General features: G+C 64.8%; 25 protein-coding genes. 12 read left to right on the top strand and 13 right to left on the bottom strand.

Going from position 1 to position 23030, the window contains the following annotated elements:
• Positions 1–27 precede the first annotated feature (27 nt).
• Positions 28–558, top strand: coding sequence for a YbhB/YbcL family Raf kinase inhibitor-like protein (locus K323_RS0101480; RefSeq protein ID WP_022883517.1), 531 nt, complete (start codon positions 28–30; stop codon positions 556–558).
• Positions 559–616: 58 nt separating this feature from the next.
• Here the strand turns inward: K323_RS0101480 and K323_RS23635 are convergent, their stop codons facing one another.
• Complete coding sequence (locus K323_RS23635; RefSeq protein ID WP_169515595.1) at positions 617–1393, bottom strand: IclR family transcriptional regulator; 777 nt, start codon at positions 1391–1393, stop codon at positions 617–619.
• Between the two features lie 241 nt (positions 1394–1634).
• Between K323_RS23635 and K323_RS0101470 the strand changes: the two genes are divergently transcribed.
• Positions 1635–2804: a glycerol dehydrogenase gene (locus K323_RS0101470; protein ID WP_022883515.1), complete on the top strand. Its 1170-nt coding sequence runs from the start codon at positions 1635–1637 to the stop codon at positions 2802–2804.
• A 93-nt stretch (positions 2805–2897) separates the two neighbouring features.
• On the opposite strand, the gene K323_RS30340 is transcribed toward K323_RS0101470, so the two are convergent.
• The 3 genes from K323_RS30340 to K323_RS0101455 form a co-directional block, all read right to left on the bottom strand.
• Positions 2898–3032 (bottom strand): tautomerase family protein, encoded by a 135-nt coding sequence (locus K323_RS30340; protein ID WP_022883514.1) that lies wholly within the window; start codon positions 3030–3032, stop codon positions 2898–2900.
• An 18-nt stretch (positions 3033–3050) separates the two neighbouring features.
• Entirely contained in the window at positions 3051–3284 is a 234-nt protein-coding gene (locus K323_RS0101460) for a DUF2442 domain-containing protein (RefSeq protein ID WP_033372294.1), read from the bottom strand.
• Between the two features lie 104 nt (positions 3285–3388).
• Complete coding sequence (locus tag K323_RS0101455; RefSeq protein ID WP_022883512.1) at positions 3389–3622, bottom strand: DUF3073 domain-containing protein; 234 nt, start codon at positions 3620–3622, stop codon at positions 3389–3391.
• 151 nt (positions 3623–3773) lie between these two features.
• Here K323_RS0101455 and K323_RS0101450 point away from each other — a divergent pair, with 151 nt between their 5' ends.
• Entirely contained in the window at positions 3774–4859 is a 1086-nt protein-coding gene (locus K323_RS0101450) for an NAD(P)-binding domain-containing protein (protein WP_022883511.1), read from the top strand.
• A gap of 21 nt (positions 4860–4880) precedes the next feature.
• Here the strand turns inward: K323_RS0101450 and crcB are convergent, their stop codons facing one another.
• The 4 genes from crcB to K323_RS0101430 form a co-directional block, all read right to left on the bottom strand.
• Complete coding sequence (gene crcB, locus K323_RS0101445) at positions 4881–5249, bottom strand: fluoride efflux transporter CrcB (protein WP_022883510.1); 369 nt, start codon at positions 5247–5249, stop codon at positions 4881–4883.
• Positions 5246–5680 (bottom strand): fluoride efflux transporter FluC, encoded by a 435-nt coding sequence (locus K323_RS23630; protein WP_022883509.1) that lies wholly within the window; start codon positions 5678–5680, stop codon positions 5246–5248. Before K323_RS23630 ends, crcB begins: the two co-directional genes overlap by 4 nt.
• A 3-nt stretch (positions 5681–5683) precedes the next feature.
• Positions 5684–7834, bottom strand: coding sequence for an APC family permease (locus tag K323_RS23625; RefSeq protein ID WP_022883508.1), 2151 nt, complete (start codon positions 7832–7834; stop codon positions 5684–5686).
• A 109-nt stretch (positions 7835–7943) separates the two neighbouring features.
• Positions 7944–8390, bottom strand: a complete 447-nt coding sequence (locus K323_RS0101430) for a MarR family winged helix-turn-helix transcriptional regulator (RefSeq protein ID WP_022883507.1) — start codon at positions 8388–8390, stop codon at positions 7944–7946.
• A gap of 40 nt (positions 8391–8430) precedes the next feature.
• Between K323_RS0101430 and K323_RS0101425 the strand changes: the two genes are divergently transcribed.
• Complete coding sequence (locus tag K323_RS0101425) at positions 8431–8682, top strand: hypothetical protein (protein ID WP_022883506.1); 252 nt, start codon at positions 8431–8433, stop codon at positions 8680–8682.
• A 17-nt stretch (positions 8683–8699) separates the two neighbouring features.
• On the opposite strand, the gene K323_RS0101420 is transcribed toward K323_RS0101425, so the two are convergent.
• Together K323_RS0101420 and K323_RS23620 are read right to left on the bottom strand one after the other, a co-directional pair.
• Entirely contained in the window at positions 8700–9320 is a 621-nt protein-coding gene (locus tag K323_RS0101420; protein WP_022883505.1) for a PadR family transcriptional regulator, read from the bottom strand.
• Positions 9317–10237, bottom strand: coding sequence for a DUF4097 family beta strand repeat-containing protein (locus K323_RS23620; RefSeq protein ID WP_022883504.1), 921 nt, complete (start codon positions 10235–10237; stop codon positions 9317–9319). Before K323_RS23620 ends, K323_RS0101420 begins: the two co-directional genes overlap by 4 nt.
• 199 nt (positions 10238–10436) lie before the next feature.
• On the opposite strand from K323_RS23620, the gene K323_RS0101410 reads away from it, so the two are divergent.
• On the top strand, positions 10437–11195 hold the full coding sequence (locus K323_RS0101410) for a MerR family transcriptional regulator (protein WP_022883503.1): 759 nt from the start codon (positions 10437–10439) through the stop codon (positions 11193–11195).
• A gap of 7 nt (positions 11196–11202) precedes the next feature.
• Here the strand turns inward: K323_RS0101410 and yczE are convergent, their stop codons facing one another.
• Positions 11203–11883 carry a membrane protein YczE gene (gene yczE / locus K323_RS23615; protein WP_022883502.1) on the bottom strand — a complete coding sequence of 227 codons (681 nt, stop codon included), beginning with the start codon at positions 11881–11883 and terminating at the stop codon, positions 11203–11205.
• 63 nt (positions 11884–11946) lie between these two features.
• Here yczE and yczR point away from each other — a divergent pair, with 63 nt between their 5' ends.
• Positions 11947–13404 (top strand): MocR-like transcription factor YczR, encoded by a 1458-nt coding sequence (yczR, locus tag K323_RS0101400; RefSeq protein WP_022883501.1) that lies wholly within the window; start codon positions 11947–11949, stop codon positions 13402–13404.
• A 90-nt stretch (positions 13405–13494) separates the two neighbouring features.
• Here yczR and K323_RS0101395 read toward each other — a convergent pair whose 3' ends face one another.
• Positions 13495–13698, bottom strand: a complete 204-nt coding sequence (locus K323_RS0101395; RefSeq protein WP_022883500.1) for a dodecin family protein — start codon at positions 13696–13698, stop codon at positions 13495–13497.
• Positions 13699–13868: 170 nt separating this feature from the next.
• Between K323_RS0101395 and K323_RS0101390 the strand changes: the two genes are divergently transcribed.
• From K323_RS0101390 to K323_RS0101375, 4 genes are all read left to right on the top strand, one after another.
• Positions 13869–14777 carry a bile acid:sodium symporter family protein gene (locus K323_RS0101390; protein WP_022883499.1) on the top strand — a complete coding sequence of 303 codons (909 nt, stop codon included), beginning with the start codon at positions 13869–13871 and terminating at the stop codon, positions 14775–14777.
• Between the two features lie 156 nt (positions 14778–14933).
• Positions 14934–17750, top strand: a complete 2817-nt coding sequence (locus K323_RS23610) for an esterase-like activity of phytase family protein (protein ID WP_022883498.1) — start codon at positions 14934–14936, stop codon at positions 17748–17750.
• A 130-nt stretch (positions 17751–17880) separates the two neighbouring features.
• Positions 17881–18129 carry a ribbon-helix-helix domain-containing protein gene (locus K323_RS0101380; protein ID WP_022883497.1) on the top strand — a complete coding sequence of 83 codons (249 nt, stop codon included), beginning with the start codon at positions 17881–17883 and terminating at the stop codon, positions 18127–18129.
• Positions 18123–18467: a type II toxin-antitoxin system PemK/MazF family toxin gene (locus K323_RS0101375; protein WP_022883496.1), complete on the top strand. Its 345-nt coding sequence runs from the start codon at positions 18123–18125 to the stop codon at positions 18465–18467. The genes K323_RS0101380 and K323_RS0101375 overlap by 7 nt, the downstream gene beginning before the upstream one ends.
• A gap of 81 nt (positions 18468–18548) precedes the next feature.
• Here the strand turns inward: K323_RS0101375 and K323_RS28345 are convergent, their stop codons facing one another.
• On the bottom strand, positions 18549–19130 hold the full coding sequence (locus K323_RS28345) for a hypothetical protein (protein ID WP_342662990.1): 582 nt from the start codon (positions 19128–19130) through the stop codon (positions 18549–18551).
• Positions 19131–19244: 114 nt separating this feature from the next.
• On the opposite strand from K323_RS28345, the gene K323_RS28670 reads away from it, so the two are divergent.
• Positions 19245–22514, top strand: coding sequence for an efflux RND transporter permease subunit (locus K323_RS28670; protein ID WP_051147159.1), 3270 nt, complete (start codon positions 19245–19247; stop codon positions 22512–22514).
• The gene (locus K323_RS0101355) at positions 22514–22987 is read left to right on the top strand and encodes an NUDIX hydrolase (protein WP_022883493.1); all 474 of its coding nucleotides are present in this window, start codon (positions 22514–22516) and stop codon (positions 22985–22987) included. The genes K323_RS28670 and K323_RS0101355 overlap by 1 nt, the downstream gene beginning before the upstream one ends.
• Positions 22988–23030: the final 43 nt, after the last annotated feature.

The following is a 23030-nucleotide window of genomic DNA, read 5'->3' as shown; positions in this document are numbered from 1 at the left end:
CAACACACAAGATTGAGGAATAACACTATGGCTACAACTCCCTATGACCTGATCAAGAAGGTTCCTGCCTTTACCGTGACTAGTACTGACGCGATTGACGGACAGGAATTCTCCCTGCCCCAGGTCAGTGGAATCTTCGGCGCTGGCGGTGAGGACACGAGTCCCCAGCTCAGTTGGAGCGGATTTCCGCCGGAAACGAAGAGTTTCGCCGTTACCGTCTATGAACCGATGGCGCCCACTGGCGCGGGGTTTTGGCACTGGGCAGTAATGGACATTCCGGCGAACGTGACGTCGCTTGAGAGCGGCGTCGGCGATGAGTCGGGAACTGGCCTTCCCGCGGGAGCCCACCAGTTGAAGAATGACGCCAGCATGGCCCGTTACCTTGGCGCTGCTCCTCCAGCCGGCACCGGCAAACACACCTATTTCATCGGTGTCCACGCTTTGGACGTTGAGTCTCTCGGACTCGATGTTGGAGCAACCCCCTCATTCCTCGGATTCAACATGTCGGGGCACACGCTCGCCCGTGCCGTGATTGCACCGTGGTGGGAAGCCACGTAAACGTTCCCCAAATTGCGCGACGAAGGTTTGGCATCCTGGGATGTCGAACCTTCGTCATTTACATGACACGGCCCGTATCAGCCGACGGTCGGCGCACCTGTCCCGAACGGTAGTACTTGCTGACATGGTTCGATGCATCGCGCAGAATACGCTCGATTTCTCGTTCGCGCGTTCCGGAAATCTGGCCGCTCGGCACGCTAATCGCAACAGAGCCAACGATCATCCCTGCACCGTTTCGCACACCATTGGCGGCGCAGGTCATACCCGGAACGAACTCCTCGCGTTCCCACGCGATTCCACGGCTGGCGACCGCGGAGAGTTCGGCATCCAGTTCTTCTCTGGACGTGATCGTGGTACCGGTCAACCTCGGCATCCCGTGCACCTCCAGATACTGTCCCACCTGTTCTGCGCTCATTCCGGCCAACAGAATCTTCCCAAAGGCTGTCGCGTGCGCTGCTTCATGGAAGCCGAAGTTGAGGGGTATGAGACGCGGATGCGCAGGACTGTCCACTACGTACGCGACGACGACATCTGCCCCGCGATAGACCGCGAAGTACCCGGCAGCCTGTGCAGTCTCGTGAAGGCGGGCGATCTCCGCCCGAACAGGCGTCGGAACACCAATTTGCCGGTGCAGTGAGACTCCGAGCCGGTCGAGTTTGTAGCCGAGCTCGAATCGGCATTCACCTTTAAGATGAATGAGATAATCGCTCTGCACCAGCGATTGAAGAAGACGGTAAACGGTGGGAAGCGGATAACCAAGGGCCTGAGAGACTTCCTTGGCGGAAGCCCCTCCGCGCTCGGCGACAATCTCGAGGATTGAGAGGGTCTTCTCCACCGTGACAACCCCGGATCCACGCAGGACGCCGCGCTGTTCTCCGATTCCCTCACCTGGTTCTAGCGACAAAACTTCTCCGGTTCGCATGCAGCTATTCTGCCCTCGCTGCCTCGAAGGAGCAATGAAAAGGCCGCGATTTTATCGCTGGGCGAGAAAGCGATCCCACCATTTCTACATCGATGTCTATAGTGATTTCGTGCGATCGTGGCAGTCGCGACCGACAACGACGTTAGGAGGAACAATGTTTCAATCCACACCCATCCGTTCCGTGATCAGCCCAGGCAGGTATGTCCAGGGCCCGGGAGCGATCACGCGTCTCGGTGAGTTTCTCGCTCCGATCGGCAGTACCCCGCTGATCGTCGCAGACGACATCGTCTGGGGTTTTGTTGGTCACGATGTGGAATCGTCGCTACGCGCTGCAGGGCTGCCAATCACACGCGAAAATTTCAACGGTATCCCATCAGCGGCTGAGATAGACCGACTCGTGGGAGTTATTGCCGAAGCGAATGCGGATGTCGTCGTCGCAGTCGGCGGCGGAAGCACCATCGACGCCGTCAAGGCGTCTGGCTTCCTTTCGGGCATCCGCTGGGTCACCGTGCCATCCGTGGCGTCGACCGACGCGCCAACCTCGGCACTCGCGGTCATATACACCGAGGATGGTGCGTTCGAGGAGTATCGGTTCTTTCCGAGAAACCCCGACCTCGTTCTCGTTGACTCGCAGATCGTGGCAAATGCGCCCGCCGCATTTCTCGCCGCTGGCGTCGGCGATGCACTCGCGACCTGGCTGGAGGCTCGCGCGACTTCACGGTCGCATTCCACAACCATGGCTGGCGGCCTACCCACTCTCACGGGAACGGCACTCGCCAAGCTCAGCTGGGAGGTGCTATGGGAAAACGCTCTTCCCGCTCTCGACGCTGTCCGCGACCACGTCGTCACACCCGCCGTCGAAAAGGTCATCGAGGCCAACACGCTGCTGTCGGGTCTCGGCTTCGAGTCCGGCGGTCTCGCCGCGGCTCACGCGATCCACAACGGATTGACCGCAGCGGCCCAGACGCACGGGCTCGCCCACGGGCAGAAGGTGAATATCGGGTCACTGACCCAGTTGATCCTCGAGGGAGCGCCGACATCCGACATACGCGATTTCGTCGAATTCACGACCCGCGTCGGATTGCCAACCACTCTCACCGAGATCGGACTCTCTGTGGATGACACGGATGATCTGCAACGGGTTGCCGCTGCTGCCACCGTTGAAGGCGAAACCATTCACAACATGCCATTCGAGGTTCGTCCGGCAGACGTCGTAGCAGCCATGAAATCGCTGGAGCGCTTCGCCCGGCGGGTCCGGGAGGAAGCCGGGCTCTCCGCCCCCCAGAATTACGTCTCTCACGGCTCAAGTGGGTCGCGTCAGTAGCCCGTGGTGACGGTCGGGCGCGTCTTGAGGAGACTCTCACCCCGATCGGCCATGCCCTACCCTGGTTGCGTCAGGCAATGCTCACTGCGCGTATTACACTTCGCCGTTGCCGAACGACCAGTTCTCCTTGTTCACCTCAACGAGGCCGATCACGAGGCGTGAACGGCGACTCCCGGCAATGCGCACCCGGAGTGAGCGGCGATTGTCGTCAGTGGTGCGCTGTGGCACGCGCTTCGGTTCGCCATATCAACTTGCGCGGAGCAGACCTGAGACGGAGACATCCTCGTCGACAGCGGCCCAGTGGACACCCTCACCGGCGCCGAAGAGCCGCCAGTTGTTCCGCTGTTCTTGGGTCGCAGTGTTCAATCGCGGGAACCAGGCGAGCGGAGCCGAAATTTCGCGCCCGTCGGCGAGCCGCACCCTCAACGCATCATCGCTCACGTCGACGGCGGATGAAATTACTCTCGTCAAAGTACTCATGCCACGCCTCCAGAACTCATTCGCACTGCTGAGAGTCGCCGACATAGCGACATCACTGGGCGTGAACGGCGATTGTCGGCGCACAGACGACAGGCGGGTAGACGCTACGCGCGCTTCTGCTCGTCTTCCGTCGCGTAGGTGTCGACGTACTCGTCGGTCTCCTTGGCGTCTGGCGCCTCATACTCCGGCCACTTCGCGACATCTTCATCGACACGTGGGTCGGTCGCCGGATGACCGGTCAACTCACGTTCGAGCGCGTTGTAGTTGGTGTCGGGGCTGAAATACTTCAACTCCCGGGCAACTTTGGTGTGCTTTGCTTTTTGACGGCCGCGCCCCATGCGTGACCCCCTTACGATGCCAGGCCGGGTGAGCGATGAGTAACCCGGGAAATTCCGAACAGACAGAGTGAAATCCAACCGCTAGTTTAGCATGGTGGGCTAGGTAACTCGCCGAGGTGGCTCACAGCGGCAACTGTTGAGATGAGGTGTGATGGCGAGCGACACGACAGTGCCCGTCGTCATCATCGGTTCCGGTCAGGCCGGACTGTCTGTGGCCTACTATCTGCGCAGGTTCGAGCTCGTCCCTGGCCGCGACTTTGTCATCTTCGATCGGGGTCCGGATGCCGGCGGAGCGTGGCAACACCGCTGGGAGGCCCTGCGCCTCGGCACCGCCCACCGGGTCAACGACCTGCCGGGTATGAAGGAACTCGGGGTCAGTTTCGACACGGCAGACCGCTCATTGCCCGCGCGCGAAGTGGTCACCGACTACTACCGCCGCTACGAGGAGCACTTCGACCTGAAGGTGGTGCGCCCGGTCACCGTCAGGTCGGTGTTCAACCGCCGGGCCGATCTGGTTGTGGCCACCACCTCACCCGACTACGGCGACCGCGAAACCGTCGCGCGTCTGATTGTCAACGCCACCGGCACCTGGGGTGCACCGTTCGTGCCGTACTACCCTGGCGCGCAGACATTCGCCGGCCGGCATGTGCACACGGCCGGCTATCCCTCCGCCGACGAGTTCGCCGGCCAGCGGGTCATCGTGGTGGGTGGAGGCACCTCCGCCATCGGCTTCCTGCTCGAACTCGAGGGCGCCGCCGCTGAACTCACCTGGGCCGCGCGGCGGCCGATCGACTGGATCCACACCGAACAGCTCGACCTTGAGGGCGCCTCGGCAGCGGTCGCGATGCAGGACGAAGCCGCGCGAACCGGGCGCGCCCTCCCGAGCATCGTGAGTGGAACAGGCGTGCCGGTCAGCCGCCGGATCTCCGCGGGCATCGAGCGGGGCATCCTCGTGGCACGCCCAATGTTCACAGCAATCGAGCCTGGCGGCGTGCGCTGGGACGATGGCTCATTCACCCCGGCAGACGCCATCATCTGGGCATCGGGATTCCGCCCAGAACTTCGTCACCTGGCACCACTCAAGCTGCGCGAAAAGGCGGGCGGGGTCAGCGTCGGAGCCGGGGCATCCTGGACCGACCCTCGCATATTCCTCGCCGGCTATGGCCCCCAGGCGAGCACCATCGGCGCCAGCCGGGCCGGCCGCATCATCGCCAGGCAGGTGATGGCGCAGTTGTAGGGCTATAGCTGTGAACGCAGCTCAGCGGGCGAGCAGGTAGGCACCAGCGCACGCGGCTATCCCGAGCACCAGCGTCACCCCGACATTGAGCAGCGCCGCTCGCCACCGGCCGTTGTCCAGCAGTTCGAGCGTCTCGACGCTCCAGGTGCTGAACGTCGTCAGTCCACCGCAGACCCCCGTCAGAATGATCAGCTGCAGGTCCTCGGAGATCGCGGCTCGCTCAGCCAAGCCGAGCACCAGCCCGCCGAGAAGCGCACCGGCAACGTTGACGATCAGGATTCCGGCCGGCAGATGGCCGGGCCGAACAGGCAACGCCCGCGACACCAGATAACGGATGACCGCTGCCGCGCCCCCAGAGGCAACCACGCTCAGTGCTACCCAGGCGCTCATTGGGTGAGCCCGTCATCCGGAAGCTCAAGATCCGGAAGACCATCCCGACGAAGGCGATGTGCCATGCGGCCGCCGGTCCAGAGGCCGAGTGCCGCGGCAACGAAGCCGAGCACGATCGTCGCGCCGAAATAGGTCCAAGCGAGGCCTACAGCGTCGGCAGTCGAGAGTGCGACCAACGACACCATCACGCCGGAAAACGTGGTGAAGGCGCCGAGAAGGCCTGGCCCGAGGGCGACCTTCAGCCACTGCGGAACCTCGGGGCGCGTCCACAGCCCGCCGACGAGCCAGCCGAGAACGAGGGCGCCAAGCGTGTTGGCCAGCAACGTGCTCACGGGAAACTGGGCGTCTGAGTGTGGCAAGGCCAGGTCGATGGTGAATCGCAGGGCAGTCCCGACCATTCCGCCGCAGAAAACGGCAAGCACCAGTCGCACGGGCTACTTCCGCTTCCGGCGACGGGAGGACGCCGGTCGTGAAATGGGCGGCGGACTGCCTGGCGAACCCGAAACGGGCTTCGGGACATCCGTTTTCGCGGCACCGGTGTTTGCAGGGGCAAGCGGCTTCCTGGGCACCGGCCGCGGACGCACTGGCTCACCGCGGCGCTCCTGGCCTGGAATCGGGCGCGACCGGCGACCGTAGATCAATTCGGAGGAGTCAAGCAGCCAGGGCACAAGAGCAATTGTGACACCGTGCACCAGCATGAGCTTTTGACGGATGCGACGGGCCTTGTGATTGTGCAGCAGGCCCTCCCACCAGTGCCCGACGATATAGATCGGCGTGTACACCGTGATTACCTCTGGACCGTGATGCGCCCGATGCTCCTTGATGTAGTTGATGAGCGGCCAGCTGATGTCGCGATACGGGGAACGGACGATGCGCAGGGGCACCTGGATGTTCTGCTTCGTCCACGCTTTCTTGAGCTGTTTGGTCTCGTCGTCGTCGATGGACACGTGCACGGCCTCGATCGTTTCGTGGCGAGCGGCGATCGCGTAGTCGAGGGCCTTGAGCGTGGGCTTCTGCATCTTGCCGACGAGCACGACGGCGTGGTCTCCCTGCGCGCCGAACACCGTCACCGGGTCGACGGCGATCTCCTTCGCCACGTCGCGGTAGTAGCGGTTCACACCCAGCATCAGCAGGAACAGCACGGGCATCATCACAAACACCAGCCAGGCCCCGTGCGTGAACTTGGTGACGGTGACGACGATGAGCACAACGAGGGTGAGCATCGCGCCGAAGGCATTGATCGACAGGCTCCGGATGATGGAACCGCGGTTCGGCGGATTGCGTTTCAGGAGGCCGAGCCAGTGGCGAACCATCCCGGTCTGGCCGAGGGTGAACGACACGAAGACACCGATGATGTAGAGCTGGATCAGCACCGTCAGGTTCGCCTGGTAGACCACGAGGATGGTGCACGCGGCGAGGGCCAGCAGAATGACGCCGTTCGAGTAGATCAACCGGTCGCCGCGGGTGTTCAGCGACTTCGGGGCGTAGGAGTCTCGAGCCAGGACCGACCCCAGCAGCGGGAACCCGTTGAACGCCGTGTTTCCGGCGAGAAGCAGTACGGTCGCCGTTGCAGCCTGGATCACGAAGAACAGGATCGAATTGTTGCCGAACGTCGCAGCCGCGATCTGGGCGATGAGGCTGCGCTGGGGAGAGGTGGCGCAGTCGGTCCAGCCGATCAGGTCACAGGGGTTCTCCGCGTAGTGCACGCCGGAAACGAGGGCGAGCGTGGTGAGGCCGATGAACATGACGACGGCGATGCCGCCCATGAGTACGAGCGTTCGCTGGGCGTTCTTGACCTTCGGACGACGGAATGCCGGAACACCGTTTGCGACAGCCTCGACGCCGGTAAGCGCACTGCATCCGCTCGCGAATGAACGCAGCAGGAGCAGGATGAACGCGGTCTGCGCCAGGTTCTGCGCCTCGACCTCGAACCCGGCCGACTCCGCGATCGGCGCGTCTCCGTTGACGACGCGAACAAGGCCGACGACGACCATCAAAAAGACGCTGGCGATGAAGAGGTAGGTGGGAAAGGCGAATGCCTTGCTCGATTCGCGCACTCCGCGCAGGTTGACGGCGGCAAGCAGCACGACGAAGAACACGGCCAGTTCCACCCGGAACGGCGCCAGAACAGGGAGGGCGGAGATGATGTTGTCGACGCCGCTGGCCACCGAGACGACAACCGTCATCACGTAGTCGACGAGAAGAGCGGATGCCACGACGAGGCCGGCCTTCTCGCCCAGGTTCTTGGAGGCGACCTCGTAGTCGCCGCCGCCAGACGGGTAGGCCTTGATGAGCTGCCGATACGAGGCGACGACGACGAGCATCAGCAGCACGACAGCTGCGGCGACCCAGGGCGCGAAGCTGAGGAACGCGAGGCCGCCGATCGTCAGGATCATCAAGAGTTCTTGCGGAGCGTATGCCACGCTCGACAGCGCGTCGCTGGCGAAGATGGGAAGCGCGAGCGACTTCGGGAGCAGCTGGCCTTCCAATTGTTCGCTCGGGAGGGGGTCGCCGATGATCCAGCGTTTGGCAGAGCGACTCTCTGGTGTGGGGGTGTTCCCCTCATTTGTCACGAGGGATGACACTACTCCGTTGCGGCCCGCAGTCAAGCCCGCTGGTCAGGGAGTTTTCGGCGGCGTGGAACGTGGGGCCAAGCCGGGGCCATGTGTGGGTCAGGCCGGGGCTAGGCCGGGGCTAGTCCGCGGGGTGTGCGGCGCCGATGACGCGCCAGAGGGACGTGCGCAGCGCCGTCAACTCGTCCAGGCTCATGCCGAGCTTTTCAACGATGCGCGGCGGCACCGTTTCGGCTTCGGCGCGGAGGGCGACGCCGGTCTCGCTGAGCGAGATGTGCAGCACGCGCTCATCGGACCTGCTGCGTTCCCTCGTGACCAGACCGGCGGATTCGAGCCGTTTCAGAAGGGGGGAGAGGGTCGCCGGCTCCAGCTGGAGTTCCGTGCCGAGATCCTTGACCGAGCGCGGGCTGCGGTCCCAGAGTGCAAGCATCACCAGGTATTGCGGATGCGTGAGGCCGTAGGGTTCAAGGATCGGCCGGTAGATGGCGTTGACGCTGCGAGAGGCAATCGCCAGGGCGAAGCAGACCTGGTTCTCGAGGCTGAGAACATTGATCTGCTCGTCGGCCACGGAATCTCTCTTTCGTCAATTGGATAGTACACTAATCATTATGGCACGAACGAAAGCACGAGGGGGAGGGGCGCGGCGCCCAGGCGGATTCGTCAACTGGCTGAACCGCACTCTGTTCCCCTGGATCGGCCCGCCGCCACTCGGTCCGTACGACGATGTTCCCGAAGCCGAAGTGGCAGCGACGAAGGCGGCTGCGACCTGCCCCATCTGTGGCTCCCTCATGTCACTGCACGAGATCGACCGCTCGGGGGAGCGCACGATGGTGCGGCATCCCGGCGCCGACCCCGCTTGAGCGAAGAGCGGGGACAACTACCGATCGAGGGCCGCACGGATGCTGGTGCGCACGTCGGCGAGCTGCCGGCGGAGTTCCGGCACCAGATCCGAAGGCACCCCGGAACGATACGCGTGGGTGCGAAGATCAGTGCGCAGCTGCTGACGGAACTCGTTCAGCACCATGTCGGCCTCGTGCACGGCGCGATTGGACTCGGCGTGCAGGTTCGGCCCGGCGTCCTGTGACGTGGATCCCCGCTTCGACTCCGACTTTGCCTGCCGCGCCGCTGAGGCCAGGTCGGCCCTGAGGCTCTTCATAGCCGCATTCACGCCAGAGCGTACCTCGTCGGCCAGGCGCCTGACCGAGTCGGTCACCTCACTCTCGATGTCGTCGAGCTCGGCGCGGCGGGCCTCGAGTTCCGCGCGTCCGGCGGCCGTGATTTCATAGACGGTCTTGCGGCCGTCGGCAACCTTGGTGACGAGACCCTCGTCTTCCAGCTTCGCCAGACGCGGGTAGATCGTGCCGGCGCTGGGGCTGTATGTTCCTCCGAAGCGTTCGCTGAGTGCCTGGATCAGCTCGTAACCGTGCCGCGGCTGCTCGGCGAGCAGACTCAGCAGATAGAGACGAAGGCTTCCGTGGGAAAAGACCGGGGGCGTCATTCTGAGGCCTCGCCCGTGTTGGCCTCGCCTGTGCTGGCCGAAGAAGTGCCGGCGGATGCGTCTGCGGATGCTGCGCCGGCGGAGGGCGCGCCGGCCGCGGCATCCGTCGTCTCATTCGCGCGTCGCACCACCGAGATGTCGCCAGACACCGAGCGGGCCGTGAGTTCAAGCCAGGCGCCGCTGAGTTCTCCGGTGCTGCCGTCGTAGCCTTTGCCGAGCGTGCCGCGCTCGGTGTGGTCGTCGAGCTGGAGGGTGCCGGAGACCGTGTTCATGCGGTAGCGGATGGCGACGTCGGGTGCGAGCCGCACCGTCACGTTGCCGCTGACGCTGTTGGTGTTGATGCGGTCGGGGACGCCCTGGATGTCGAGGAAGATGTTTCCCGCGACGCCGTCGACGCTGAATCGACGGATTGTGCCGCTGGCGGTGATGTCTCCGGAGACGGTGTGGGCGTTGATCTCGCCGGTGTGGTTGCGAATGGAGAACTCGCCGTTGACGCCGTTCAGGTCGAGGTCGCCGGTGATGCCGTCGACGACAACGTCGCCGGACACCGTGCTCAGCTTGGCGTCGTTGGTGAGTCCGGAGACGAGTGCGTCGGCTGAGACGACGCCGAATTTCATCGCCACGTCGCGCGGCACCATGATGCTGACGTCGGCCCGCGCGTTGCCGCGGAACGAGGAGAAGACCTCGATGAAGTTGTCCCAGCGCAGTTGCGGGTGGTCGATCTCGAGGGTGTCGCCGTCCATGGAGATCAGCAGGTCTTTGCCGTGCACGCTGTGCACCTCGACGCGGGCGCCTGGTTCGTCGTGGCCAATCACGTCGACCTTGCCGGCGATCAGGCCGACCTTCAGCCGGCGCACGAGCTCGACGTCGATGACCTTGGTCTGGCCGGGGGTGACCAGCCACTTTTCGTGTGACATGTGCTTTCTCCTTGTGCCTGGCATCCGGTGAACGGATGCGGAAGTCGAGTTTTCGAGATATATCGCGTTCTGCCTGCACACACGATATATCGCGTTTGTGCCTCGCGCAAGTAGAAAGTTCGGGATGGCGCTTGACATTGACGAAGCGTCAACCTCTAGCGTGTAATTCACACGCAAACGGATGCCGAGAGGAGCCCTAATGGACTGGTCCATCCAGGACATTGCGCGGCTGGCCAACACGACCAGTCGCACGCTTCGCCACTATGGCGAGCGTGGCCTGCTGAAGCCCAGCCGGATCGGCAGCAACGGTTACCGCTATTACGACGAGCGGGCGCTGGTGCGCCTCCAGCGCATCCTGATGCTTCGTGAACTCGGGCTCGGGCTTCCCGCCATCGGCGAGGTTCTCGAGCACGAGGCAGACGAAGGGCGTGCGCTGCTCAGTCATCTCAACTGGCTGAAGCAGGAGCAGGAACGGCTCGGCCGGCAGATCCAGTCGGTCGAGAACACGATTGTGACGATGGAAGGAGGTGAACAACTGATGGCAGAGAACATGTTCGACGGATTCGACCACACCCAATACAAGGAGGAGGTCGAGGAGCGTTGGGGCAAGGACGCGTACGCGAAGAGCGATGCCTGGTGGCGCGGTATGTCAGCGGAGGAGAAGTCCGCTTGGCTCGAGACGCAGAAGCAGCTCGGCACCGACTGGATCGAGGCTGCACAAAGCGGCATTGCTCCAGACGGCGACGAGGCACAGGCGCTTGCGCAGCGGCGTTTCGACTGGCTGCGCGGCATCCCGGGTACACCGGAGGGTGGAGCGCATGGTCCGACGAAGGAGTACTTCGTCGGACTCGGCGAGATGTACGTGGCCGACGACCGCTTCGCTGCGAACTATGGTGGCCCATTCGGCGCCGAGTTCGTGCGCGACGCGATGAAGGCCTACGCCGACCGCAACCGGTAGCGAACGGCTAGTTCGCCGGTGAGTCGATGATCGGAGCGGAGGGGGCTGCAGAACCCTCCAGCTTCGCCTCTCGCGCGAGTTCGACCGGGGAGGACGGCTCAATCGGGAACGCAGGGCGCTTGATCGCGAACAGCGGCATCGTCCAGTTGCAGAGCGGCCCCACCAGCACGGCGAACAGCACCGTACCGATGCCCACGTTGCCGCCGAGCGCCCAGCCGATCGCCAGCACTACGACCTCGATCGCCGTGCGCACCACCCAGATCTTCTGCCCGGTCGTCTTGTGCAGCCCGGTCATCAGGCCATCACGCGGCCCCGGCCCGAAATGCGCCCCGATATAGAGGCCGGTCGCAATCGCGAGTATCAATAAACCCGCCGCGAACAGGATGATGCGGAGCCACAGGTCGAGGCCCTCCGGTATCAGCCACAGCCCGACATCCGCGCTCGGCCCCACCAGAAACGCATTCAGCACGGTGCCCACACCCGGCTTCTGCCTGATCGGAATCCAGAACAACAGCACGACTCCGCTCACCAGCACCGTGATCAATCCGAAGCCGAGTCCGGTGTGATTGTCGATGCCCTGCGTCAGCACATCCCACGGCGCAACGCCGATCTCCGCGCGCACAATCAGCGCAATCCCGATTCCGTACAGGAACAGGCCAATCAGGAGTTGCGTAATGCGACGCGTCATGAAAATCAATCCAATTACAACTGAACCCTGTTATCAAGAGGCCAATCTGTCTATAGTGGCCTCATGTCAGCCCATCAGGTCAGTGCTCGCGCACTCGAATCCCTGCTCGGAGAGTGGCGAAGCGGTTCCAGCGCATACGCGGCGTTGGCCGACCGCATCCGTCTCCTGATCCTTGACGGTCGCATCCCGACCGATAGTCGCCTGCCGGCAGAGCGCGACTTCAGCACCCGTCTGGGGCTGAGCCGCACCACGGTCGCCGCCGCCTACCGGCAACTCCGTGACGCCGGCTTCCTGATCAGTGTGCGCGGCTCTGGCAGCATGACCCGCATACCTGGAGGCGCAACGACACTGACCGCGGTCGGCGGCCGCGGCATGCTCGATTTCAGCAAGGCGACGTTGCCAGCGCTGACGGGGTTGGCGGATGTCGCGGAGCTGGCCGCCAGAGACCTGCCACGGCACCTGGGCGAGTCCGGGTTCGATCCCGTTGGCATCCCCGAACTGCGTGCCGCCATCGCTGACCGCTACCGCAGCAGGGGGCTGGCGACGGATCCGGAGCAGATCATGGTCACGATCGGCGCTCAGCACGCCATCGCCCTGCTCGCACGGGTGATGCTGGGTCGCGGCGACCGGGCGCTGATCGAAATGCCGACATACCCGCACGCGTACGAAGCGCTCCGCTCCGGGGGAGCCCGGTTGGTGTCCGTGAGTGTTTCCGCGCCCGATGCGAGTGCTGGCGAAGAGGGCGGCTGGGACGAAACGGCGCTCCTGCAGACGCTGCAGCGCAGCAATCCGGTGCTCGGATATCTGATGCCCGACTTCCACAATCCGACCGGCCAGACCATGCCCGTCGACCAGCGCGAACGGGTGCTCGCCGCTGCGGGGCGGCAAGGGACCGTTCTGCTCATCGACGAGACCATCGGCGAGTTCAACATCGACAGGGCGGGCGAGTTCCTGCCGTTCGCCGCATATGCGGACCCCGCTATGCCGGGAACAACGGTGTCGATCGGTTCGGTCGGCAAGACCGTGTGGGGCGGACTCCGCGTCGGCTGGATCCGGGCGGAGCGACCGTTGATTCGCAAGCTCGTCGCCGCCAGATCGGCGAACGACCTGGGCACGCCGATTCTCGAGCAGCTAATGGTGACCAGACTCCTTGCCGACATGCCGGCGATCATCGCGCAGCGGAACGCCCAGCTGCGCACCAACCGTGACCATCTCGAAGTCGCGCTGGCCGAGCGTTTCCCCGAGTGGAGGGTGCCGCACGTCGACGGCGGAATCACCACCTGGGTGAACCTCGGCCAGCCGGTCAGTTCGCAACTGGCGCTGGCCGCGCGCAACCACGGCCTGTTGATTCCGGCCGGGCCGCGATTCGGAATCGACGGCGCATTCGAACGCTTCCTGCGTCTGCCGTTCTGCTACCCGGCCGAAGAGACCGAGCGCGCCGTCGACGCATTGGCGCTTGCTTGGGGTTCGCTGCTACGGCATCCGTTGGCAGACACCGGCTATCTGGCCGACGTCGTCTGAGCCGGCTTGCGCGAACGGAGGAGAAGTCGACCGCAGACGGCGGATTCATCCTCCTCAGGGCGCAAGAGGAGAGATTCCTCCTCTTTTCGCTCAGTCGTCGAGAACGAACGTCACTTCGAGCGTTACGCTCCAGGCCGTGATGGCACCACCGACGACTTCGACCTTCTGCTCCTTGACCCAGGCGCCGGAGACCCCCCGCAGAGTTTTGTTCGCTCGGGCGATGCCTTGGGCGACGGCATCCTCGAACGATGTTTCCGAACGAACACTCAGTGTGGTGACGCGTGCAACAGACATGGTTCCTCCTCGTTGATGGACCGGTACTGCTTTCTGCCGAGCCTACGCGGGGCGGCCCCGGCGCGACACCCCCACTGAAATCGACGGAGATTCTGCCTCTCATCGGCCACTGACCCGTCGCAACGTGGTATCGGCACCACAATGTCCGTCGATCTCGAGAACGCGGCATTGTGCTTGGCCCGGTTCTCGGGCACAGTGAGCACATGGCATCAGCGTTGACGACCATCGGGCTCCCCGTCGCCCTCGGACTCATCATGTTCGGCCTCGGCCTTACCCTCACCGTCAGCGATTTCGCACGGGTCGGCAAACACCCGAGGGCCGTGATGATCGTGCTGGTCTGCCAGCTCATCGTCCTTCCTCTGGTCTGCTTCGGCCTGGTCGTGGCCTTCGCCCTCCCGCCGGTACTGGCGGTCGGCATGATGCTGCTCGCAGCATCGCCAGGCGGCACAACGGCGAACCTCTACAGTCACCTGTTCCGGGGCGACGTCGCCCTCAACATCAGTCTCACCGCCATCAACTCGGTGATCGCCGTCGTCACCCTCCCGATCATCGTCAACCTCTCGATCGCCTTCTTCCTGCCCGGCAATGACACCGTCGGCCTGCAACTGGGCAAGGTGCTCGAAGTCTTCGCGATCGTACTGCTCCCCGTTGCACTCGGGATGCTGGTGCGGCGTTGGCGACCGCAATTCGCGGATGCGATGGACAAACCGGTGCGCATCGCATCCGTCGTCATATTGATTGTCGTCATTGCGGGTGCCGTGGTCGCCAACATCGACATCCTCGTCGAGAACGTTGCGAGCCTGGCCGCAATCACCGTGCTGTTCTGCCTGATCAGCCTGGGCATCGGTTTTCTGGTGCCACGGATGCTGCGGGTCGGCCGGGCGCAGTCGGTCGCCAGTTCATTCGAAATCGGAATTCACAACGCAACCCTGGCGATCGTGATTGCGCAGACGGTTCTTGGCAGCGTCGAAATGTCGCTGCCGGCAGCGGTATACGGCGTGCTGATGTTCTTCGTCGCACTGGCCTTCGGATTCCTCATCCGCGATCGTAGTCGCGCGCGCGTGCCGGCCGCGGCCTGAGTTCGGCCGCCCAACGGCAGCCGCCGCCGGCCGCCGCGTTCAGGAATCGTCCATCTCCCGGCTACCGAGTGGCCACCGAGTCGACACCGCACCGTTCCCGCCGCCGGGCACTGTGAGCCTGCACGGTTCACAGTCGACGATCGAAATGGGACAGTCATGCGGATTTCCAGGGTGGCGCGCGGTTCCGCGCTTCTAGTCGGGGCGGCGCTCGCCGCCGGTGTGCTCGCAACGGGGCCGACGGCATCCGTGCCAGCGCAGGCGGACGAAGCGGGCCAGGCCTTCCACCGCACCGCGACCTACCCGGTATTCCAGAACGTGCCGGCGGGCGTCGACCCCGCCGAGCCGACCGTCGCTGAGATCTCTGCGGTCACCGCAGACGGCAACACCATGATTTACACGGACGCCCTGGGCAAGCGAATCGGATTCCTCGATATCTCGGACCCATCGGCCCCGCTCGGCGCCGGAACCCTCTCGCTGGCCGAACTCGGTCACGCAGACGACCAGCCAACCTCTGTCGCGGTATACGGCGACTACGTGCTCGTCGTCGTTGACGAGAGCGGCGGCGACTTCGTGAACCCGAAGGGCCGCCTCGACGTAGTGCGCGTCAGCGACCGCGAACGGATCGCCAGCATCGACCTCGGCGGCCAGCCAGACTCGATCGCCATCAGCGCAGACCAGGCCTACGCCGCCATCGCCATCGAGAACCAGCGCGACGAGGAGTTCACGCCCACGGGAGGCGAGGAGGGCGACCTCCCGCAGCCGCCCGCCGGTTTTGTGCAGGTCATCGACCTCAACACGGACCCCAACAGCTGGGTAGCCACACCGGTCGACCTGGTGCAGGAGAACGGTGACGCCCTCCCGGCGCTCGTCGACGCCGGACTCGATTCGCCGACCGACCCTGAGCCCGAATACGTCGCCATCAACGCCGACAACGAGCTCGCTCTCACACTTCAGGAGAACAACGGCATCGCGATCATCGACCTTGCCACCCGCGAGCTCACCCGCGTCTTCTCGGCCGGCACAGTCAGCGTCGACGGCATCGACGTCAAGAAGGACAAGCGCATCGACCTGACCGGGTCGATAACGGATGTTCCGCGCGAACCCGATTCGATCGTCTGGGTCGACGGCACCCACGTCGCGACCGCCAACGAAGGCGACTGGAAGGGCGGCAGCCGCGGATGGACCATCTTCGACGCGACCACCGGTGATGTCTCCTGGGACGCCGGCAACAGCTTCGAACACCTCGCCGTCGCCCACGGGCTCTACAACGACGACCGCGCAGGCAAGAAGGGCTCGGAGCCTGAGGGCCTCGCCGTCGCCGAGTACGACGGCACCACCTACGCCTTCGTGGCCTCTGAGCGCAGCAACTTCGTCGCGGCCTACGACCTGAGCGACCCGACGGCGCCGGTCTTCGAGCAGCTGATGTTCGCCACCAACGGACCGGAGGGCCTGCTGCCGATTCCGGCCCGCGGGCTGCTCGCCGTGTCGAGCGAGACGGACGAAGCTGAAAATGGCGTGCGCGCATCCGTCGCCCTCTTCGAACTCGGCGACGCGGTACCCGGCCAGCCCAGCATCGTGTCCGACACGGCCGCTGCGACCGATGGCGGACTGCCGATCGGCTGGTCTGCGCTCGGCGCGTTGAGCGCGGTTCCGGGCGACTCCGACCACCTCTACACGGCCAGCGACTCCGCGCTGAAGCCGAGCACGATCTTCACCGTTGATGTCAGTGGTGCCGTGACCGGCGCCCCGGCGCGCATTACCGACAGTCTCGTCGTCACTGCTGATGCCAAGCCGGCAGAATTCGACGTTGAAGGCCTCTTCGCCCGGCCGCAGGGGGGCTTCTGGCTCGCTTCAGAGGGCGCGACCGGTGCAGAGAACCAGCTGCACCGCACGGATGCCGCCGGTGCCGTCGTTGAAACCGTGTCACTTCCTGCTGACATCAGCGATCACATCGCGAAGTGGGGCTACGAGGGTGTGACGGCGATCACAGACAAGTCCGGTGCAGAGCAAGTGTGGGTCGCCCTGCAGCGTCCGCTCTGGGCAGACCCGGCGGATGTCGGTGCGACGGTCGACGGTGACAACATCACCAGGCTCGGCCGATACGACGTGACGACGCAGGCCTGGTCATGGTTCGGCTACGAACTTGACGCCACAGAGGCTGACGGAGACTGGGTCGGCCTGTCCGAAATCGTTGCCGTCGACTCCGACACCCTCGCGGTGATCGAGCGCGACAAGCTGAACGGCCCGGCCGCGGCGAACAAGCGAATCTACACGGTCGAGATTCCGGCCGACGCTGCAGGTGCCGACGCACTCCAGGTGCTGCCGAAGACCCTGGCCTACGACGTGCTGCCCGACATGCAGGCCGTGAACGGCTGGACCCAGGAGAAGCTCGAGGGCCTCACCATCGGTGCCAACGGTTCGGTGTATGCAGTGACAGATAACGACGGTCTGAAAGATGCCACGGGCGAGACCGTCTTCCTGAATCTCGGCCAGGCGAGTGACATCTTCGGCGCAGACGAGCCTGCGCCGGTCGCAACGGTGACGCTGGGTGCAGGCCAGGTCGTGCAGGGCGGAAACCTCGAGGTTTCCGGGGCCGGATTCCCGGCTGGCGACATCATGATCGTGTTGAACTCCGATCCGGTTCAGCTCGGAACAGCGACGACGGATGCAGTCGGCGCGTTCTCCGGAACGTTCGCGGTTCCGGCATCCGTCACGCCCGGTGCTCACACCGTCGTCGTGACCGGCGCGGAAGGCGTGAGCGCCGAGGCAGCGGTCACGGTCACGGCGGCGGCGCCCGGCGGCGGTGCGGGTGACGGCCAGGGCAACGGATCGGACCCCGCTGGAACGAAGCCCGGCGCGAACCTGGCATCCACCGGAGTCGACGGATTCGGCGTGTGGCTCGGTGGGGCACTCGCCCTGCTCATGGCCGGCGCGGGCATCGTGCTCTTCCGCCGCCGCGCCTCCCGCTCCTAACGGAAGCAGCGCCTAGTAAAGCAGACAGGCAGCACCCTAAGTGTCGGGTGCTGCCTGTCTGTGGATGGGGTGCGGTTTGCTCAGCGCTGTTCCTCTTGTTGGCGTGGTTATACCGAGTTATACTGGGTGTATGAAAACTGCGATCTCGCTCCCGGACGAGACCTTCGACCGTGCGTCGCGTCGTGCGAGAGATCTGGGAATGAGCCGATCAGAGTTCTTTGCGCGTGCGGCACAGCGCTATTTGGAAGAGCTGGACGCTGAATCCGTGACGCAGCAAATTGATGCTGCACTGGACAGGATTGGCGCGGTTGATGTAGCGAGTCTCGCTGCCGTCGAGGCCGGACATCGGCTCCTGCTCGATGCCCCAGACGAATGGTGACGGAGCGCGGCGGAGTGTACTGGGCCGAGTTGGGCCCAGTCGTCGGCAGCCGCCCCGCGAAGCGCCGCCCAGTCCTGGTGATCCAGTCGGACGCGTACAACTCGAGTCGGCTCGAAACCGTACTGGTCGCCGTTATCACTTCCAGCACGGCGCTCGCAACGATGCCCGGCAACGTATTCCTGCCGTCATCGTCCACAGGGCTGCCTCGCGACTCCGTTGTCAATGTGACCGCTGTCGCAACGCTCAACAAGCCTGATCTCGTTGACTACAGCGGTCAGGTCCCCGAGAGCCTGCTGGACGAGGTCGACCGCGGGCTCCGCCGCGTACTGGGACTCTAACCACTTGACGTCCCGATCATCGCTTGAAAGGTGCGCTGCCCACTGACGACAGCTGACGCAACGGCAACCGATGTCTCGCCATCATCTGCCCCCAGTTCGCACTGGCTTCTGATGTTGTGACCAGTTCGGCTGGGCGAGGGCTTCGAACGGCGCCAGCGTGACCATGCCGTTGACCGCGTGCGCAAGATCCACCTCGCCGGTCACGAACGCATCGGCCTGCAGTTGTGCGACCGCGATGTATTCTGCCCGTGGCGTGACCCAGGTGGGTGCTGCTGATTCAGCCTCAGAAATCCGGCGAGATTTCTGCACCCTCCCCTGGGCGGAGCGGGCGCAGCGTCGCCGGGGCTGGGAAGCCGAGCGAGTAGTACAGCTGCGGTACGCCACCGCACCGAAATCATCCTTCTTGACCCTGATGATGTCGGGGCTCACCTCGGCGATGCGCACCCTGAGATCGCGGCCGTCCTCGAGCGCGAGCATGTACAGGTCCGCCAGGTATCCGATGCCGAGATCCTCGAGCGTCTCCTCGGCGGTGAGCCAGTCGACCGCGTTGCTCCGTTCACGACCGAGGAGGTCAACCACCACGAAGTCTTCGCCGCGGGGAATCATCCAGCCAACGAGCTCGCCGTCGCCGCGTCGATGCTCGATCCAGTCGTTTCCCACCATGAGAGGTCACGTTAGCAGCGACGCGACAACACTGCGACTCTATGTCGCGTCGCGCATTGCGCAGGTTGAACCGGAGTACAGCATCCGTTCATCAGCCGGTGGGATACTATGCCGGTGCACTTTCTCTCCGTCCTGAGTATGAAGAACAGGGCGCTGATCGCGCTCTTCACCATTGTCGCCGCCGTCTTCGGCAGCCTGGCCCTGACCAGCCTGAAGCAGGAGCTGATTCCGTCGCTGCAACTGCCGCAGCTGCTGATCTCGACCAGCTACCCCGGCGCGTCACCAGAGGTGGTCAATGACGACGTCTCGACGCCGATCGAAACCGCCATTCAGGGCGTTGAAGGCCTCGAATCAACCTCGACAACGAGCAGTACAAACTCGTCGCTGATCAACGCGACCTTCACCTACGGCACCGACCTCGCCAAGGCCGAGTCGAAAATCAGCCAGTCCATCAACCGCATTAAATCGACGCTTCCAGAAGACATCGACCCCCAGGTCATCAGCGGCAGCATTGACGACTTCCCTGTGCTGTCGATCGCGGTCGCCGGCGGAGACACCGCCACCCTCGCTGATGAACTGAAGCGCAACGTGCTCGGCGACATCCGCGACGTCGAAGGGGTGCGCGATGCCGCGCTGGTCGGAGACATCGGCCAGCGCGTGACCATCACCCCGGATGACGCCGCCCTCGCCCTCGCCGGGCTCAGCAGCCAGTCCATCCGCGACGCCCTGCAGCAGAACGGGTCACTGATCCCGGCCGGCTCACTCACCGAAGGTGACAAGACCCTCTCCGTGCAGGCTGGCTCCAAGCTCGGGTCTGCGGAAGACATCGCCGCACTCCCTCTGGTCTCGCGCGTGCCTGGCGCATCCGTCACCACCATCGGCGACGTCGCCACCATCGCCCTCGCCGAGAACCCCGTCACCAGCATTTCGCGCGTGAACGGCGAGCCTGCGCTCACCATCTCGGTCACCAAGGTCCCGGCCGCGAATACGGTCGACGTGTCGAAAGCCGTCCGCGCCCTGCTGCCCGACTTCGAGGCGGCCGTCGACGGGGCCACCTTCACGATCGTGTTCGACCAGGCGCCGTTCATCCAGCAGTCCATCGACGCGCTCACCCAGGAAGGCCTCCTCGGTCTCATCTTCGCCGTGCTGGTGATCCTGGTCTTCCTGCTCTCTGTTCGCGCCACCCTGGTGACCGCGATCTCGATCCCGACGTCGGTGCTGATCACCTTCATCGGCCTGCAGGCCGTCGGCTACTCGCTGAATATCCTCACCCTCGGCGCGCTCACGATCGCGATCGGGCGCGTGGTCGACGACTCGATCGTCGTCATCGAGAACATCAAACGCCATCTCATCGCCGGACGCGATCGTTCCGAGACCATCGTCGCCGCTGTGCGCGAGGTGGCCGGGGCGATCACCGCCTCGACAATCACGACCGTCACAGTGTTCTTGCCGATCTCCTTCGTCGGCGGTTCCACCGGCGAACTGTTCCGGCCGTTCGCCCTCACCGTGACGATCGCGCTGCTTGCCTCGCTGCTGGTCTCCCTCACCATCGTGCCCGTGCTGGCGTACTGGTTCCTGCGCACGCCGAAGCCCGCTGCGCACACTGCCGCGCTCGAGGCGGCCGCCGATGTTCGCGAGCCTGTCGAAACCAACACCGCAGGAGCCGATGCCGCGGTAACCAGCTCGACCGAGTCGCAGGCGGCAACGGATGCCGAGGCCGGCCAGGCAGGCGAAGTAACGTCCAGGCGCACCAGGCACGCGGCATCCGTCGCAGTCCAACTCGACGAGCTCGAGCATCCGAGCCGGCTGCAGAAGGGGTATCTGCCGGTCATCCGCTGGACCCTGAAGCACGCCGTCGCGACCCTGTTGCTGTCGGTGTTGGTGCTGGTCGGAACCGTGGCGCTGGTGCCGTTCATGAAGGTCAACTTCCTCGGGTCCACCGGCCAGGACACATTCCAGGCGACCCAGACGCTGCCCGTCGGCACCAGCCTTGCGGCGCAGGACGACGCGTCTGGCGCCGTGGAAGACGCGATCAGGGCCATCGACGGCGTCGATGTCGTTCAGGTGTCGATCGGTGGCGGCGGCGGCATGGCCGCGGCGTTCACGGGCGGCGCTCCGTCGTCGAGCACCGTGACCTACTCCGTCACGACCAGCGATGACGCCGACCCCGACAAGGTGCAGGAGGTCGCCCGCGAGGAGCTGGCCGACATCGACGACGCCGGCGAGATCTCGGTGTCAGCGGCCAGCGGGTTCGGCGCGTCGAGCGACATCGAGGTCGACATCACGGCGGCGTCGAGCGAAGACCTGACGACGGCGACGGATGCGGTGCTCGCCAAGGTGCAGACGCTCGATTCCATCACCGAGAGCACCAGCAACCTGGCGGCATCCCGCCCGTACATAGCGGTGACGATCAACCGTGACGCCGCGGCGGAGGCAGGGCTCAGCGAACTCGCCCTCGGTTCGCTGGTTTCACAGGCGATGCAGCCGAGTGCGATCGGAAAGATCGTCATCGAGGACGCGAACCTGTCGGTCTACCTGCAGGATGCTGCGCCTCCTGCGACGATCGCTGAACTGGCCGCGCTGCACGTGCCGAGCGCTGCCGGGCCGGTCGCGCTCGACACGCTGGCGACGGTAGAGCAGGTCGACGGACCGTCGACCATCACCACCATGAAGGGGCTGCGCACCTCGACCGTGTCGGCAACGCCGAACGGTGACGACCTCGGCACGGCCAGTGCCGAAATGTCCGCGGCGCTCGCCGAGACCGACCTGCCTGCTGGTGCGACGGCGTCGCTCGGCGGCGTCACGGCCGACCAGACCGACGCCTTCCAGCAGCTCGGCATCGCAATGCTCATTGCGATCCTGATCGTCTACATCGTCATGGTGGCGACGTTCCGCTCGCTGCTGCAGCCGCTGCTGCTGCTGGTGTCCGTGCCGTTCGCGGCGACCGGGGCGATCGCCCTGCAGGTGATCACCGGCATCCCGCTCGGCGTGGCCTCGCTGATCGGCGTGCTGATGCTGATCGGAATCGTGGTCACCAACGCGATCGTTCTGGTCGACCTGGTGAACCAGTATCGACGGCGGGGAATGAGTGTGGGTGAGGCGCTGGTGCACGGCGCATCGCGCAGGTTGCGGCCGATCCTGATGACGGCGCTTGCCACGATTTTCGCGCTGCTGCCGATGGCGGTGGGACTGACAGGTCACGGCGGGTTCATCTCGCAGCCGCTCGCACTGGTGGTGATCGGCGGGCTGGTCTCGTCGACCGTGCTGACGCTGGTCGTGCTGCCGGTGCTGTACTACCTGGTCGAGGGTGCGCGCGAGCGTCGCGCCGGCCGGCGCGAGAAGCGCGCAGTCGCGGTCGGCGCTCCCGAGCCTAGGGCCGGCTGATGGCCACCCCCGACTTCGTCCTGGAACTGCGCAAGAAGATCGGGCACGCACCGCTCTGGCTGAGCGGCGTGACCGCGGTCGTGTTCCGGGGCGAGGAGGTACTCCTCGTGCGCCGCGCAGACTACGGCACCTGGACGCCGGTCACCGGCATCATCGACCCGGGCGAGGAGCCGGCGGATGCCGCTGCCCGCGAAGTCCTGGAGGAGGCCGGCGTTAACGCCGAGGTTGAGCGCCTCGCCTGGGTGCACGTCATCCCGTCGCTGGCCTACCTCAATGGCGACCAGGCCCAGTACCTCGACCTCGTCTTTCGCTGCCGCTGGATCAGCGGCGAGCCCTATCCCGCCGATGATGAGAACACGGATGCCGCCTGGTTCCGTCTTGACGCCCTGCCAGAACTGCCCGGAGACCACGCCGAGCGCATCCGTCTCGCCGCAGATGCCAGCGGTGCCGCGCGCTTCGACCGCCGCCAGTAGTCCGAGGCCACGTGAGGTGCCAGCTTTTGCTAGTCCCGCGGCG

It is taken from the genome of Glaciibacter superstes DSM 21135 (assembly GCF_000421145.1).
In the GTDB taxonomy this organism is placed as follows: Bacteria; Actinomycetota; Actinomycetes; order Actinomycetales; family Microbacteriaceae; genus Cryobacterium; species Cryobacterium superstes.
This window is presented reverse-complemented; position numbering and strand designations above follow the sequence as displayed.